General features: G+C 34.3%; 18 protein-coding genes. 14 read left to right on the forward strand and 4 right to left on the reverse strand.

The features are described 5' to 3' along the window. Window positions 1-51 precede the first annotated feature (51 nt). The 3 genes from ACP15M_RS00845 to ACP15M_RS00855 all read right to left on the reverse strand — a co-directional run bounded on the left by ACP15M_RS00845 (window position 52) and on the right by ACP15M_RS00855 (window position 2551). The gene (locus ACP15M_RS00845; RefSeq protein WP_425075268.1) at window positions 52-885 is read right to left on the reverse strand and encodes a helix-turn-helix domain-containing protein; all 834 of its coding nucleotides are present in this window, start codon (window positions 883-885) and stop codon (window positions 52-54) included. Window positions 886-1050: 165 nt separating this feature from the next. Then, complete coding sequence (locus ACP15M_RS00850) at window positions 1051-2091, reverse strand: ArsO family NAD(P)H-dependent flavin-containing monooxygenase (protein ID WP_425075269.1); 1041 nt, start codon at window positions 2089-2091, stop codon at window positions 1051-1053. A 112-nt stretch (window positions 2092-2203) separates the two neighbouring features. Next, entirely contained in the window at window positions 2204-2551 is a 348-nt protein-coding gene (locus ACP15M_RS00855) for a winged helix-turn-helix transcriptional regulator (protein WP_425075270.1), read from the reverse strand. A gap of 91 nt (window positions 2552-2642) precedes the next feature. On the opposite strand from ACP15M_RS00855, the gene ACP15M_RS00860 reads away from it, so the two are divergent. The 13 genes from ACP15M_RS00860 to ACP15M_RS00920 all read left to right on the forward strand — a co-directional run bounded on the left by ACP15M_RS00860 (window position 2643) and on the right by ACP15M_RS00920 (window position 13053). Continuing rightward, window positions 2643-3188 carry a GNAT family N-acetyltransferase gene (locus ACP15M_RS00860; protein ID WP_425075271.1) on the forward strand — a complete coding sequence of 182 codons (546 nt, stop codon included), beginning with the start codon at window positions 2643-2645 and terminating at the stop codon, window positions 3186-3188. 19 nt (window positions 3189-3207) lie between these two features. Next, window positions 3208-3984 carry a type 1 glutamine amidotransferase domain-containing protein gene (locus ACP15M_RS00865; protein WP_425075272.1) on the forward strand — a complete coding sequence of 259 codons (777 nt, stop codon included), beginning with the start codon at window positions 3208-3210 and terminating at the stop codon, window positions 3982-3984. 69 nt (window positions 3985-4053) lie between these two features. After that, window positions 4054-4683 carry an NADPH-dependent F420 reductase gene (locus ACP15M_RS00870; protein WP_425075273.1) on the forward strand — a complete coding sequence of 210 codons (630 nt, stop codon included), beginning with the start codon at window positions 4054-4056 and terminating at the stop codon, window positions 4681-4683. A 48-nt stretch (window positions 4684-4731) separates the two neighbouring features. Then, complete coding sequence (locus ACP15M_RS00875) at window positions 4732-5142, forward strand: RrF2 family transcriptional regulator (RefSeq protein WP_425075274.1); 411 nt, start codon at window positions 4732-4734, stop codon at window positions 5140-5142. 42 nt (window positions 5143-5184) lie between these two features. Continuing rightward, entirely contained in the window at window positions 5185-6075 is an 891-nt protein-coding gene (locus ACP15M_RS00880) for a nuclear transport factor 2 family protein (protein ID WP_425075275.1), read from the forward strand. Between the two features lie 135 nt (window positions 6076-6210). After that, complete coding sequence (locus ACP15M_RS00885) at window positions 6211-7131, forward strand: helix-turn-helix domain-containing protein (RefSeq protein ID WP_425075276.1); 921 nt, start codon at window positions 6211-6213, stop codon at window positions 7129-7131. A gap of 76 nt (window positions 7132-7207) precedes the next feature. Beyond that, window positions 7208-8140 (forward strand): nuclear transport factor 2 family protein, encoded by a 933-nt coding sequence (locus tag ACP15M_RS00890; RefSeq protein WP_425075277.1) that lies wholly within the window; start codon window positions 7208-7210, stop codon window positions 8138-8140. 2 nt (window positions 8141-8142) lie between these two features. Further along, a complete protein-coding gene (locus ACP15M_RS00895) occupies window positions 8143-9165 on the forward strand; it encodes an alpha/beta hydrolase (protein WP_425075278.1) in 1023 nt (340 codons plus the stop codon). Window positions 9166-9296: 131 nt separating this feature from the next. Continuing rightward, window positions 9297-9734: a MarR family transcriptional regulator gene (locus ACP15M_RS00900; RefSeq protein WP_425075279.1), complete on the forward strand. Its 438-nt coding sequence runs from the start codon at window positions 9297-9299 to the stop codon at window positions 9732-9734. 78 nt (window positions 9735-9812) lie between these two features. After that, the gene (locus ACP15M_RS00905; protein WP_425075280.1) at window positions 9813-10751 is read left to right on the forward strand and encodes an NAD(P)H-dependent oxidoreductase; all 939 of its coding nucleotides are present in this window, start codon (window positions 9813-9815) and stop codon (window positions 10749-10751) included. A 4-nt stretch (window positions 10752-10755) separates the two neighbouring features. Continuing rightward, the gene (locus ACP15M_RS00910) at window positions 10756-11349 is read left to right on the forward strand and encodes a short chain dehydrogenase (protein ID WP_425075281.1); all 594 of its coding nucleotides are present in this window, start codon (window positions 10756-10758) and stop codon (window positions 11347-11349) included. Between the two features lie 12 nt (window positions 11350-11361). Continuing rightward, the gene (locus tag ACP15M_RS00915; RefSeq protein WP_425075282.1) at window positions 11362-12447 is read left to right on the forward strand and encodes an ankyrin repeat domain-containing protein; all 1086 of its coding nucleotides are present in this window, start codon (window positions 11362-11364) and stop codon (window positions 12445-12447) included. A 219-nt stretch (window positions 12448-12666) separates the two neighbouring features. Then, window positions 12667-13053, forward strand: coding sequence for a hypothetical protein (locus ACP15M_RS00920; RefSeq protein WP_425075283.1), 387 nt, complete (start codon window positions 12667-12669; stop codon window positions 13051-13053). 1 nt (window position 13054) lies between these two features. On the opposite strand, the gene ACP15M_RS00925 is transcribed toward ACP15M_RS00920, so the two are convergent. Continuing rightward, window positions 13055-13429 carry a winged helix-turn-helix transcriptional regulator gene (locus ACP15M_RS00925; protein WP_425075284.1) on the reverse strand — a complete coding sequence of 125 codons (375 nt, stop codon included), beginning with the start codon at window positions 13427-13429 and terminating at the stop codon, window positions 13055-13057. Between the two features lie 115 nt (window positions 13430-13544). Between ACP15M_RS00925 and ACP15M_RS00930 the strand changes: the two genes are divergently transcribed. Continuing rightward, a complete protein-coding gene (locus tag ACP15M_RS00930; protein ID WP_425075285.1) occupies window positions 13545-14381 on the forward strand; it encodes an SDR family oxidoreductase in 837 nt (278 codons plus the stop codon).

A 14381-nucleotide genomic window follows, 5' to 3' on the forward strand; every position in this document is an offset into this window, starting at 1 on the left:
TAAAAGACCATTTTTATGAAAACAAATTAGGGCAATGTGGATACAAATTACTTATTTACGAAATTCGGATGGCGATACACCAGTTAGTTTTCTAAATAAGCGCGAAAAATAGTTAGGATATTCAAACCCAAGACTGTAGGCTATTTCGGCAATAGTTGCATTGGTAGTTTGCAACTGCTTTTTTGCAGTGTCAATAATAGTGGTATGAATATGATCTAAAACAGGTTGACCTGTATGAAACTTTATTAAATCGCTTAAATAATTAGGGGTAACATTTAACTGTTGTGCAAAATAAGATACCGAAGGTTGTGTGATAGCGTCTTTAGTTTGATTGTAGTAAGTGTTTAAAAGATTGAAGAAATTTTGAACCAACACATTGTGTTTCTCTTTATCTTCACCAAACTGACGGTCGTAAAACGTTGCAATATGCGCAAACAACAAATTACAATACGCAGTGATGATGTTTAACGAAAAGTGTGCTTTTTCATATTCTTTTATAGCACCTTTAAACAGTTCGGTAACAATGGTTTCTTCTTCTTTTTCTAAGTATAAAGGTTCGTGCAAACCGTAGGTTAAAAACGTATGGTTTAAGTGCTGATGATTGCTAATGAGGTCTTCGGTCATTTGAATATAAAATCCTGTCCATGGTGTTTCGGTTTCCCATTCAATAGGCTGATTGGGACTTGAGAAATACATAAATCCTTTGGTTTTTTCGTTTTCTAAACCATACTTAATAGAAATACGATAAAAATTAGGACGAACCGGTTGAGATGCCAACAAAAAGTCTTTAGAATATGCCCCAAGATCTATCCATTGGTGTTTTGGAGGTTTGGCATTAACGTATGCATTAAACGCACTAATATCTTTAAGTTCTGAAGCCATCATAACAAAAATTACACAAGAGTTTACGAAATTAATAAAATAAGAACGAAGTTAAAACTCAGCATACTGCGTTTTTATTTTTAGAACGACCAAGACTGTTATTGTTTCAATAAATCTCTTTAGTTTTTTTTGAAGTCTTTTAAACCTCAAACTTTAACGATATAATTATTACAGTGTTTCTATAATTTCCTTAACCGTTTGTCGGGCTGTTTTACCAACACCATAAATGGTTGCTGAAGCAAATCCGGTCCAACTGCCATAACCTACTAACCATAGTTTTGGTTCTTTTACAGCGCGTGTATGTTGGGTTTCAATACGGTTATTTTCTATAAGATTTAAGGGTTCAAGATGTTTTAAATTGGCTTTAAAACCTGTACACCAAATTACGGCATCAAAAGGTTCTTTAGTATTGTCGTTCCAAAGCACCCCTTGTTCGTAAAATGCTGTAAATGGACGTTTAGCGTGCAACACAGCTCTGGCTCTGGCTTCCTTAACACTTTCTACCATTACAATATTACTTAATGAGGCTTTTATGCCAGAAGAGGTTTCTTGTGGTTTGCCTAAATAGGTTTGTGTTGCCTCATTAAAGAGGTAACGACCATCAATATCATCTGGTAAAAAATTAGGTGGTTCTAGGGTTACCCATTGCGTGTGTGCTACTTTAGAAACTTCGGCTAATATTTGTGCTCCAGAATTTCCGCCACCAATAATTAAGACCCTTTTGCCTACAATCGCATTCGCATTTTGGTAGTTTAAAGAATGTAACTGTAAGCCTTTAAAAAGATGCTGATTTGGATATTTTGGTATGTAAGGTTGTTGTGCTGTTCCTGTGGCGCTTACCAAAGTCTTGCTATAAAACTCACCTTGATTGGTGGTAAGCTTAAAAACATCATGTTCTTTACTTACCGAAATAACATTTGTGTTGCGCTGTACAGGAAAATCATATCGGGTTTCGTATTGCTCTAAATATGAAATAAACTCATCTTTGGTTGGATAGTCCTTTTCACTTTGTGGCATTTGCCATCCAGAGAGCGAGCTGTAGGTGGTTGGCGAAAACAATTTTAGGCTATCCCAAGTATGTAACCAAGAGCCACCTGGTTTTTCATTGGCGTCTAAAATAAGATAATCGATGTTATGGCGTCTAAAAAAATAGGCAACTGAAAGTCCTGCTTGTCCACCTCCAATTATTAAAGTGTCGTATAATTTCATGTATGTAAATTATAAGGTTGTCTCTAAAACGTTTCTACTAAACAAAAATAAGTTTCAGGATTGAGAGTGTAGCTTTGCTTAGTTTTAAAATAGGAAAGATTTAACGGTTTCATTACGTATCTTTAATACCATCTTCTTTCATCAACTCAAAGCCGTAATCGCGTAAAGTGATAATGATAGGAATAGCGCGTTGTCCTTTTTCGGTAATACTGTAGATGGTTTTTACAGGCACTTCAGGGATAACTTCTTTAGTAGCAAAACCACTAGAAATTAATTCTTTTAAAGCCTTGCTTAGCATACGGTCTGATGCTCTATCAATACTTTTTTTTAATTCAGAAAAACGCCAGGATTTATCTTTTAATCGCCATAGAATAGGCATTTTATACAATCCGCCAATATGGTCAAAAACGTACTCAACTGGTGTGTAATAACGTTTACTATTTTTTAAAAAATCAGGCATACTTACATGGATGTTAGTTACTAACAAATATACGAATTTGTAAGATGTATTGTGTTTCATGTTAATTTTGTATTCATAAAACGTTTTTAAAATGAATATTGAAGTAAGAGCATTAAAGCCATCGGATATTGAAAGTATTGTAGACTATTTTCATAATTCTAGTATTGACTTTTTGAAAGGGATGGGTGCCGATAAAAGTAAATTACCAAGCAGAACAAATTGGATTAAAAACCTACAATCTGAATATAAAAAAACATTTGAAACCAAAGGCTATTATTATGTAATTTGGTTGCTAGATGGTGAAGCCATAGGGCATTCAAACATCAACCATATTGCTTTTGGTGAATCGGCTACAATGCATCTTCATTTATGGCAAAATAGTACTAGAAAAAGCGGAATGGGATTACAATTTCTAAAAATGACTATTCCTTATTATTTTGAAAATTTTCAATTAGAAAAATTGATATGCGAACCTTTTTCTGAAAATATTGCACCCAATAAAACTTTAAGAAAATTAGGTTTTGAATTTATTAAAACCTACGAAACCATTCCTGGACCAATTAACTTTAGTCAAAAAGTAAATAGGTATGAAATGAGTAAAACCCTATTTCATAAAATGAAAAATGAATCAAAATAACATGTAAAATAAAGGATCTATGAAAACAAACGTTAAAGAAATACAACACTATGTACACTTTCATGGTGCTGAGTATAAAGGAAAAATATTAATGGTAGCTAGCAGTCCTACCATATCTGAACAAACTGGTTGGCCTATTGGTTTTTGGGCGGCCGAATTAACCCACCCATTACATGTGTTTCAAGAAGCAGGTTACCAAGTAGATTTGGTATCTACCGAAGGAGGCAAAGTAGAAATGGATGGGTATTCTAACCCAACAGACGAAAGCGGATATGCAGCTCACGATGTAATTACTTTGGGCTATATGCAACAAGATTGGTTTAACCAGATGTTAGCCAATACCAACAAATTTACCGATGTCAATGCAAACGATTACGATGCCATCTTTTTAGTTGGCGGACAAGCACCAATGTACACCTTTAAGGGTAATGAAGCACTTCAAAATCTTTTTGTGTCATTTTACGAAGCTCAAAAACCAAGTGCAGCCGTTTGCCACTCGGTAACTTTATTATTAGAAGCCAAAACCACTAATGGTGAATTATTAGTAAACGGAAAAACATGGACTGGTTTTACCAATGCCGAAGAAGATTTTGCAGATAATGCTGTAGGGATGAAAATTCAACCATACCGCATTGAAGACGAAGCTAAAAAAATAACAAATACAACATTTAAGGTTGCCTCACCATTTGCGTCTTACGCCATAGAAGATGGTCACCTAATAACAGGCCAGCAACAAAATTCTGGTGCAGCTGCTGCACAATTAGTAGTAGCCCAATTAGAGAACATGTTGGATTAATAGCAGGTAATAAGGGAGCCAGTTTTGGTTCCCTTATTCATTTTTAGTAATTTAAAAACAAAACAGCTTATGACACTTGCATTTATCGGTATAGGAAACGTTGGTTTTGCCTTAGCCAATAACTTTCAGAAAAAAGGACATCACATTATTGTAGCACATAATAATCCTAATAGCACATCGGTAACAGAAGCTATTGCCAAGAATACGGCATTTAGCACACAACTCATACAAGAGGCAATTGATAGGGCAGATGTAATCCTTTTAGCAACACCTTTTTTTGCTAACGAAGCTATCTTAAAACCTTTAGATTTTAAAGGAAAAACCTTGGTAGATTGCACCAACCCTGTAGGGCAAGGCATTTCTCACGGATTAGAGAGTAAAATTTCTGGTTCAGAACAAATTGAAGCATGGGCTACAAATGCTAACGTGGTAAAATCGTTTACCATTTATGGGTTTGAAAATTTCATAAATGCCGAATTTCCCAATTACAATACAAAACCAGTAATGCTTATTGCCGGAAACAATACCAGTGCTAAAGAAACCGTAGCACAACTTATTAGCGATTTGGGTTATATTACCAAAGACACAGGATCTTTAGACCAAGCCTTACACTTAGAGCATATGACGTTGCTTTGGGTAAAAATGGCGCGTCGCGATGGACATCATCCTAATTTTACTTGGGCCTATTTGGAAAAATAAAATAAAGGTTCTACTTTTGTACTGTAATAAAAAATATTACAGATAAAAATGATTAAAAGTAGATTCGCCATTGTTACACATATTTTAACACTGCTAGCAAGTGTAGAAGGTGAATATCTGTCTTCTAACATCATTGCTGGCAGTATTAATATAAACCCGGTTTTGGTGCGAAAAGAATTGGCCGAATTGAAAAAACAGCACCTAATAGAGAGTAAAGAAGGTAAGCATGGTGGTGTAAGACTCATTAAGTCGGCTAAAAATATTAGTTTATCCGAAATTTTTAAGCTGGTTAAAGGTGAAAATTATACGCTCGGATTGGCTAAAAACGAACCAAACCCTAATTGTCCTATCGGCAAAAAAATAAACCAAAACTTAACCGATTTGTATAAAACCATTGATAATAATATAGAAGAAACCCTAAAAAATACAACGTTAGAAACGTTTAAAAATCAATTCTAAAATTTTTTAACAAAAACTGTAACAAAAATAATTACAATTAAAATGAAACACAAAGCCATTATTCTAACAAGTTACTTAGCCTTAGTGTTAAGTTGTAAAACAGAAACAAAAACAACAGAAGCTAAAACAGTAAACACCGTTAATACAGAAACCACTATGACAGATTTAAAAACTATTGTCAATAACGGACAAGATGCGTTCTTTAAAAATTACAGCGAAGAAGGAATACGCACGTATTTTGATGAAAATTACATTCAGCACAATCCGCACACACCAACAGGAATAGCACCTGTAATTCAGTTTTTACCAGCATTAAAAGAAGCTGGTACCACTTACAAAACCCATCGTCTTCTACAAGATGGTAATCTTGTGGTAGCTCATAATACCTATGATAATGCCGAAGCTTTTGGCGCCAAAGAAATGGTAACCTTTGATATTTACAGAATTGAGAACAATAAAATAGCCGAACATTGGGATGCTGTTACCCCAAAAGTAACAGAGACTGCGAGTGGCAGGTCTCAAATAGACGGCCCAACAGTTATTGTAGATTTAGATAAAACCGAAACCAATAAAAAAATTATCAAAAACTTTATGAAGGATGTTATGATGGGAGAAAATCCTTCAAAAATAACAGACTATATCAGTACAGAAACCTATAAACAACACAACACTGCGGTAAAAGATGGATTAGACGGTTTAAATGAAGCGATAGCCTATTTAACTTCACAAAATAATATGTTTGTGTATAAAAAAGTACATAAAATATTAGGTGAAGGCAACTTTGTATTTACACAAAGTGAAGGCGAGTGGAATGGTGGAAAACCTTATGCTTTTTACGATTTATACCGCTTAAAAGATGGTAAAATTGTAGAGCATTGGGATGTTATACAAGAAGTACCTACAAAACAAGCGCACACTAACGGCATGTTTTAAAAGCAAGTGATTGGTTTGTGAAAAAGATGTAGAAAAAGAAGAATAGATTAATAGTCTAAACAGCAATTTTAACCTAAAAAAAAATTGATGTATTATTTTGTAAATTTCAGCATTAATTCACTTTAATAGGTATAAATGCATCACTTTAAACACATAGCGGCTTATTGTAAGGCCATTAATATTTCGCCACCAAAGCATCCCGATTTTGATATTAGAAGCTTTAAAGACAATATGCCTACAATAGTAAGCCAAATGCCCGCGTTTAGGCACGAGTTTTATGCTATAGCTATAAAAGTAGAAGGAGGAGGTATTGCTATTACAGGTCATTTTAAAGATTTTCCAGACGGTTCTGTTATTTTTTTTAACTCGCCGTTTCAGCTTATTTCTTGGGATATTGTTCCAGATTGGGACGGTTATTATTTGATGTTTTCTAAAGATTTTATCGCAAAATCTAATTTTCTTCAAGATATTTTAAGTCATTTTTCGTTTTTAAAAATTGAAAAAAGTATGCCTTTTGAAGTAAGTAAAGACGATGTGACTAAAATTCTGTCTGTATATAATGCTATTTACAATGAATACCACAGCGATAACGTTGACAAGTTTCAACTTATCGAATCATATTTATTGCTATTACTAAATGTGGTAAAACGGTACTTTCACAAAAACATTAGCAATACAAATGCTGCTGCTGAAATACGTAAAACCGATTTAAAAATTCTATCTCGTTTTCAATCACAAATTGAAATAAGCTTTTACCCTAACTCAATTATTTCTAATAAAACCAATCCGCACACCACACGATTTTATGCCGAATTATTAAATATTCATCCTAATCATCTAAATGCTGTAGTAAAGCTAATTACTGGTCAAACTGCAAAACAAACTATACAAAAACACGTCTTGCATTTGGCTAAATCACGTTTAATACATTCAGAAGCCAGTATTAAAGAAATTGCTTATGGTTTGCATTTCGATACACCAAACAGTTTTAGTAGTTTCTTTAAAAAACAAACTCAAAAAACACCAGCTAGCTACCGTAAAATAGCTAATCTTTGATTTTCCTACCTCTTGCTTTGATTCTATAAATTTTTCTTCGCTGTTCCGTAGCATCTTTGTACCGTAAAACAAGATTATGAAATATTTATTAACGATTGCTACTCTCTTAGTGGCAATTACAATACAAGGCAAAACAATGACATCACCAAAAGACATCGTTTTAAAGTTATTTAAAGCATCTGATGAAAGGGATTGGTCTCAAGTAGAAGACTGTTTTAACACCGAAGTTGTATTAGATTATTCCTCTATGGGAAGTCCAGCAACGACCTTAAAACCATCAGAAATTACCAGCACTTGGAAAACCATTTTACCAGGTTTTACCTACACTCATCATCAAATAAGCAACCTTACGGAAACCATAAATGGTGAAACTGCCAAAGTGTTTGCTTATGGCACGGCAACCCATTATTTAGAAGACAACAAAGGACATGTTTGGACGGTAGTTGGCACTTATAATTTAGACTTAAAACTAATAAATAAACAATGGAAAATCACTAAAATGATATTTAATTTTAAATATCAAGATGGTAACCTTTCCTTACCGCAAAAAGCTATCAATAATGTTACAGGACATGTAAAAGAATTATCAACTTCAGAAAAAAACATCCGTACAGTTAAAGCATTCTTTAAAGCACTTGAAGATGAAAATGCAGGAACTGTAGCCAATCTTTTTGCAGAAGATGGTAAGCAAATTAATCCATACCATTCAGACCTTTTTCCTAAAGGAGCACAAGGACAAGCAGGAATAAAAGCCTATTGGGAACCTGTTTTTCCAAATTTTGAAGGTATGACGTTTAATATTGAAGAGATTTTTGCAATGGATAATGCTGCAATGGTATATGTAAAATATACAGGACACATAACACTAAAAAACAATGCAGGCCTTTACAGTAACAACTATTATTCAACTTTTAAATTTAACACAGAAGGTAAAATTACCGAGTATGTCGAAATTTTTAACCCAATTGTAGCCGCAAGAGGTTTTGGCTTAATTGATAAAATCAAATAATTATGAAAGCATTAGCAATAGCACTTGCAGCATTTATGGTAGTTACTAGCTGTAAAGACACAACAAAAAACAAAACGCACAATACCATTAAAACAGAAAAAACAACACAAAAAACTATGGAAAAAGTAACATTTAAAAGCGATGGATTAAACTTAGTAGGCCATTTATATTACCCAGCAAATTACGTAGAAGGTCACACGTATCCTGCAGTAATTGTTTCAGGAAGTTGGACTACCGTTAAAGAACAAATGGCAGGATTGTATGCTCAAAAACTAGCGGAAAAAGGGGTAATTACATTAGCTTTTGATTTTAGAAATTATGGTGAAAGTGAAGGTGAACCACGTTTTTACGAAAGCCCAAATCTTAAGAAAGAAGATATAAAAAATGCCGTCTCATTTTTAGAAAGTCTAAAAGACGTAGATAATTCAAAAATCGGTGCTTTTGGTGTTTGCGCAGGTGCAATGTACACCTTAATGGCATCTTCAGAAGACAACCGCATTAAATCTGTAGTCACTACAGCATCTTGGTTACACGATGCAGAAGCTGTAAAATTATTCTATGGTGGTGAAGAAGGTGTGCAGGCAAAAATTAAGGCTGCACAACAAGCTAAAAAAGTGTACGGAGAAACAGGAGAAGTGGCTTATATCCCAACGATTTCAGAAACAAACCAAACTGCAGCAATGTACGGACCATACGATTATTATTTAAATAAAGATCGTGGTGCTGTAAAGCAATGGAGCAACGATAAATTTGCTGTAGCAAGTTGGGAAGATTGGTTAACAGTAGATCCAATGCCAACTGCAAAGCAATTGCACAAACCTGTATTAATGATACATTCAGACGGAGCGGTATTACCAGAATACACCAAAAATTATTTTAATGACATTGCAGCAACCGACAAAGAATTACACTGGATGGATACAGAATTAGAGTCACCCTTTCATCAATTCGCATATTACGACCAAGATGCCGAAGTGAACGCAGCGGTAAGTAAAGCAAGTGATTGGTTTATAAAAAAGATGTAAAAAAAAGAAACTTCGATTAATAGCTAAAAACAGCAATTTTAACTTAAAAAAATTGCTGTTTTAATTTTAAGTTAAAAAGTTGTATGTACAACTAACAAGGTGTATTTTTGTCCTATCAATAGATATTATATATGTCAAAGCCACTAAAATCGTTTCAAGAATGCTGCCTGTATTTTACCACAAATACCTTATCCAGGTACATTGGTAAATTAGCAGACGACGCCTTTAAGGCTACAGGTTTAGCGCCTTCTTATGCACATTTAATGTTGCTTATTATAGATGAACCTGGTCTAAGTCAAAACGAACTTAGTAAACGTATCAACGTAAAAGCATCTACCATGACCCGTTTTATTGACAAGTTGATGCTAATGCAATTTGTAGAACGAACACAAGAAGGAAGAAACACCTTTATAATAGCAACCCAAAAAGGAAAAGAATTAAAACCAGACTTAGACAAAGCTTTGGGCGAATTATACGATGCCTACTGTGACGTTTTAGGCAAAGAATTCGCCGTAAAACTTACTACAGATATGCACTTAGCTAATACTAAACTAAATAATTTAGAATAACAATATTAAGTATTATTCATGCTATAACGTCAATCAAAGTTGTATGTACAACTAAAAAATAAATTAATACACAACAAAATGAAAACATTAATGATTTTAGCGCATCCAAATCTTAAAGATTCGGTAGCCAATAAACATATATCAACAGAAATCGCAGCACAATTCACTCATTTTGAAATCAGTGATATCTTCAACCAATATCCCGATTTTAAAATAGATGTAGAAGCCGAACAAGCCAAACTGCTTGCTGCCGATACGATTATTTTTCAATTCCCGTTTTTTTGGTACAACATGCCAGCCATTTTAAAACAATGGTTTGATGAGGTATTTAGTTTCAACTTTGCCTATGGTACTAAAGGCGATAAATTAAAGGGCAAAAACTTTTTGTTAAGCATTACCGTTGGCGGACCAGAAGAGGCATACACGCCAATAGGTTACAATCATTTTGCCATAGAAGAACTAATCAAACCCTTACAACAAACGGCATATTTAAGTCAAATGAATTATCTAAAACCGGTTTATACACATGGTTTAACTTATGTTCCGGGTGTGTATAATACCAAAGAGATTGTTTTACAACGTGCCGATAATCATATTAAAAAATTGGCTGCGGTTTTAGAGGGACTAATCAATACTAGTCCAGAAGCACGTATCGAACGGTTTGTAAAAGATTGGTTTGCCAAATTTGATGTTTTGGCAGATGTATCTTCATTTACACCGTACATTAAAAACGATACGCAATTTCAATTTGTTGAGGGTGAATTTAGAGGTGTTGAAGGATTTGAAACTTGGTACACCAACATTAAAAATACCTTAAAACCCAATAATGAACATCGTATAGAGTCTATAACTGTTCAGGAAGAAGACAATGCTTTTAATGTGGATTTAACCATAAAACTAAAAGCAGAAAAGGTTTCTGGTGAAGAATTACAGCTTAATGTTAAAGAACATTGGAAACTAGCCTTAGCAACTGATGGTCAAATACAAATTCAAGAATATTTAGTAAACGAAATATAAAAAAATGAAAAAAGTAATAATAGTAGGCGCAACAGGCGTTATTGGTTCAAAAGTACAAGAAGTTTTAGGTAAAGATTATGAGATTATTACCATAAACCGTACAAGTGGCGATTATCAATTAGACATGGCAAATGCAGAATCAGTAGATACTACGCTTAAAAGCATTGGTGGTTTTGACGCCCTAATAGCAACGAGTGGTTATGGCAAATGGGGAAGCATAGACGAACATAGCATTCAAGATTTTCATGATGGTTTGCAAAGTAAATTAATGGGACAAATAAACTTAGTTATGCTAGGTAGAAAGTATGCCAATCCAGGTGCAACTTTCGTGCTGTCTTCTGGTATTTTGGCACAACAACCAATGGTTGGTGGCTTGTCTTTAAGCGTTATCAATGCAGGTGTAGAAGCTTTTATTAAAGCAGCAGCTGTAGAAGGCAAAGACTTTAATATTAACGCGGTAAGCCCGTCTTTTGCTAAAGAAACCATGGAACAAATGGGAATGGATTCTACCTATGGTGTACCAGCAATTGAGTTTGCCAAATTGTACAAACAAGCTATAGAAGATGGTAAAACAGGCTTAATCTATCACGTAAAATAACAAACAATTGCTATGAAAAAGAAACAATTTTTTGTGATAATTTTTGCTGCCCTAATACTGTTAAACTGCACCCAAAAGCAAACAGCATCTTCAGAAAAAAAAGAAATCAAAACTATGGAACAAACAGCAACAGGCTTACCGCAATTGCACCAAGCCATTATAGATAATAACGAAACTAAAGTACGCGAATTAATCGTCAATGGTGCCGATGTAAATCAGTTAGATAACCGTATGGGCAACGCACCATTACATATTGCAGCGCAGACTGACAATCCTAAAATGATCGACATTTTAATAGATAACGGTGCATTTGTAAACCAAATGACACCACGTGCTGGTCATACCCCTTTAATGGTTGCTGCTTGGTACAGTAAAGGCAATAATATAAAAGCGCTTTTAAAGGCTAAAGACATAAATATTTATGCCAAAAGTACTAATGGTGGCGCTATGGCTAGAGATATTATTGGTGGTTGGGATCCGTCACCAAACGATAATGACAAAAAACGCTATGATTCTCTTCGCAAAATAATTGATGATTATGAGGTGAGTTTAAAAGAAAACATAGCTGGGCAAAAAATATATCAGGTGGTGATAGACAAAGAGCTAACCGAAGACCAAAAGCTTGAAAAAGTAACAACTTTAATAGCAGCAGGCGAGCCTGTTAATACAGAGTCTTACATTACCGGAAACGGAAACGACAAACATTCTGCATTATTAGTAGCTGCAAGGGACAATTATCCAAAGTTGGTAAAAGTACTGTTAGACGCTGGTGCAGATATCGGTCAACGTGGCTACCCAATGAATGCAATTGCCTTTCATAAAGGTGGTTATAAAGGCAATCCTGAAGTTTTAGAGTTATTGGTAGCGCACAAAGACGCCTCAAAATATATAGACGACCAAGGATTAAATAATGGTTACACACCTTTACATGATGCTATTTGGCACAACAATCCAAAAGCTGCACAGGTACTAATAGATGCAGGAGCACGATTAGATTTAAAAACTTATGAAGGCGATACGCCTTTAGATTTAGCAAAACGTTATAACTACACCGAAATTGTAAATGCGATAGAAGTCAAGTTGAAAAAAAATAAGTGATAAATTTCTAGAATATCTTCTTTACTAAAAGCGACCTTACAATCTTAAGGTCGCTTTTTTTGTGCATAAATTTTACTTAAATAGTAATTTATATTATTGATATTACTCATGCTTAAGTTCGTCTTATTAAATCTTAAACTGGTCGGTATTTACAAGTTTTTAGAAACCATGTCATTTAGTTTTGTTTTTTATTAAACCCATATAAAAACATCACAAAAAATGAAACAGTTATTTTCTTTAGTTTTAATGATGCTTTTGGTGTCCTTACATCAAACTAAAGCACAAAACAACACCAATGCAGCTAATGAAACAGAAAAAAAGAGTTTTCAACTTACGTTTGTTCCACCTTTAAGCACCAACGGAAGTCAGGCTCATAAAATCACCAATAAGGTATCTGTAAACCTTCTAGGAGGCGTAAGTAATGCTAACGAAGCATTTGAATTTGGCGGGCTTTTTAATGTAAATAAAAGTTACACAAAAGGCTTTCAGTTTGCAGGACTCACTAACATTACAAAAGCGGCAGAAAAATCGTATCAGGTGGCAGGAATTGCAAATATCGCCACAGAGGGTAATGCTAATTTTCAGCTTTCAGGTATTTTACAATAGGCTATTTTTCTACGAGTTGCCCATATTGTGTTCCCCATTCTTCCATAGCTTTAAAAATAGGTGTCAAGGTTTCGCCTTTTGCAGTTAAAGTATAAACCACTTTTGGCGGTACTTGAGCAAATACTTCACGATGTAAAACACCATCGCTTTCTAATTCGCGTAAATGATCGGTTAACATACGTTTACTAATTCCAGGTAAGCGTCTGTGCATTTCACCAAAACGATTAATGCCAATATCTACCAAATATAAGATAGCAGGTTTCCATTTTCCGCCTATAACATTAAGCGTTAATGTTACAGGACATTGCTTTAAACTCTTGAAAATTTCTTCAAACCGAAGTAATTTTTCAGATTTTTCTAAATTTTCTTCTTTCATAACTGTTTAGTAATCAGTAAAAGTGCGTTTTTTGTTACTATGTTATAAAATAATAACTACTTGCAAATGTAGTATATATCATTCAATTTTGTATAAAATTAATAAATAAATACTTATGAAACATATAACCGTAATAGGCGCTACAGGAAAGTTAGGAACACCAACCGTAAAACGTTTACTAGAAAACGGCGTACAGGTTAAAGCTGTAGTTAGAAATGTAGAAAGCGCACAACAACAATTACCAGAAAATGTAACGATTGTTGAAGGGGATTTAACGAGCGTAGAAAGTTTAAAAACGGCTTTAGAAGGTACAGAATACTTGTATCTTAACCTGTCTGCACCAGATCCTTATGCCAATTTTATTCCTGAAGTACAAGGTGTAGAGAATATTTTAGAGGCTGCAGGATCACAATTGAAGCAAATCATTCAGATTTCCGGTCTTGGTGCTTTGCATCCAGAATATCATGCTAAGGGTGAAATGATTATAGACAACAAATTGCGTAAAACCGGTCATGATATCATAAGAAAATATGGAGTACCACATACTGTGTTTCATGCCACGTGGTTTGTAAATGCCTTACCTTGGTTTATACAAGAAGACCAATTGTTTGTTTTTGGAACTTACAAAACACCAATGTATTGGACCAACACGCACGATTTAGCCGATTATATCACAAAGGCCATTGGTAATGAAGCTACTTTTAATAAAGATTTTGATTTGCAAGGCGAAACTGCCATGAGCTATTTAGAGGCTGCAAAACGATTTGTTGCATTAAAACAACTAGACCTTAATGTTATTAATGTGCCAGTACCAGAGCACGATTTAGGGCATTTTGGAGATATGTTGCGTTATTTTGAACAATTTGAAGAAGTATTTTCAGCTCAAGAAACCTACGCTATTTTAGGAAAACCAGAACGCAGCCTAGATGAGGCTATTGCCACAGTATTATAA

Origin of the sequence: Psychroserpens sp. S379A (assembly GCF_049800755.1) — a bacterium.
GTDB lineage: Bacteria > Bacteroidota > Bacteroidia > Flavobacteriales > Flavobacteriaceae > Psychroserpens.

Coding starts and splice junctions, on each gene's coding strand:
- ACP15M_RS00845 (WP_425075268.1), bottom strand. CDS start 885: ATGATGGCTTCAGAACTTAAAGATATTAGTGCGTTTAATGCATACGTT.
- ACP15M_RS00850 (WP_425075269.1), bottom strand. CDS start 2,091: ATGAAATTATACGACACTTTAATAATTGGAGGTGGACAAGCAGGACTT.
- ACP15M_RS00855 (WP_425075270.1), bottom strand. CDS start 2,551: ATGCCTGATTTTTTAAAAAATAGTAAACGTTATTACACACCAGTTGAG.
- ACP15M_RS00860 (WP_425075271.1), top strand. CDS start 2,643: ATGAATATTGAAGTAAGAGCATTAAAGCCATCGGATATTGAAAGTATT.
- ACP15M_RS00865 (WP_425075272.1), top strand. CDS start 3,208: ATGAAAACAAACGTTAAAGAAATACAACACTATGTACACTTTCATGGT.
- ACP15M_RS00870 (WP_425075273.1), top strand. CDS start 4,054: ATGACACTTGCATTTATCGGTATAGGAAACGTTGGTTTTGCCTTAGCC.
- ACP15M_RS00875 (WP_425075274.1), top strand. CDS start 4,732: ATGATTAAAAGTAGATTCGCCATTGTTACACATATTTTAACACTGCTA.
- ACP15M_RS00880 (WP_425075275.1), top strand. CDS start 5,185: ATGAAACACAAAGCCATTATTCTAACAAGTTACTTAGCCTTAGTGTTA.
- ACP15M_RS00885 (WP_425075276.1), top strand. CDS start 6,211: ATGCATCACTTTAAACACATAGCGGCTTATTGTAAGGCCATTAATATT.
- ACP15M_RS00890 (WP_425075277.1), top strand. CDS start 7,208: ATGAAATATTTATTAACGATTGCTACTCTCTTAGTGGCAATTACAATA.
- ACP15M_RS00895 (WP_425075278.1), top strand. CDS start 8,143: ATGAAAGCATTAGCAATAGCACTTGCAGCATTTATGGTAGTTACTAGC.
- ACP15M_RS00900 (WP_425075279.1), top strand. CDS start 9,297: ATGTCAAAGCCACTAAAATCGTTTCAAGAATGCTGCCTGTATTTTACC.
- ACP15M_RS00905 (WP_425075280.1), top strand. CDS start 9,813: ATGAAAACATTAATGATTTTAGCGCATCCAAATCTTAAAGATTCGGTA.
- ACP15M_RS00910 (WP_425075281.1), top strand. CDS start 10,756: ATGAAAAAAGTAATAATAGTAGGCGCAACAGGCGTTATTGGTTCAAAA.
- ACP15M_RS00915 (WP_425075282.1), top strand. CDS start 11,362: ATGAAAAAGAAACAATTTTTTGTGATAATTTTTGCTGCCCTAATACTG.
- ACP15M_RS00920 (WP_425075283.1), top strand. CDS start 12,667: ATGAAACAGTTATTTTCTTTAGTTTTAATGATGCTTTTGGTGTCCTTA.
- ACP15M_RS00925 (WP_425075284.1), bottom strand. CDS start 13,429: ATGAAAGAAGAAAATTTAGAAAAATCTGAAAAATTACTTCGGTTTGAA.
- ACP15M_RS00930 (WP_425075285.1), top strand. CDS start 13,545: ATGAAACATATAACCGTAATAGGCGCTACAGGAAAGTTAGGAACACCA.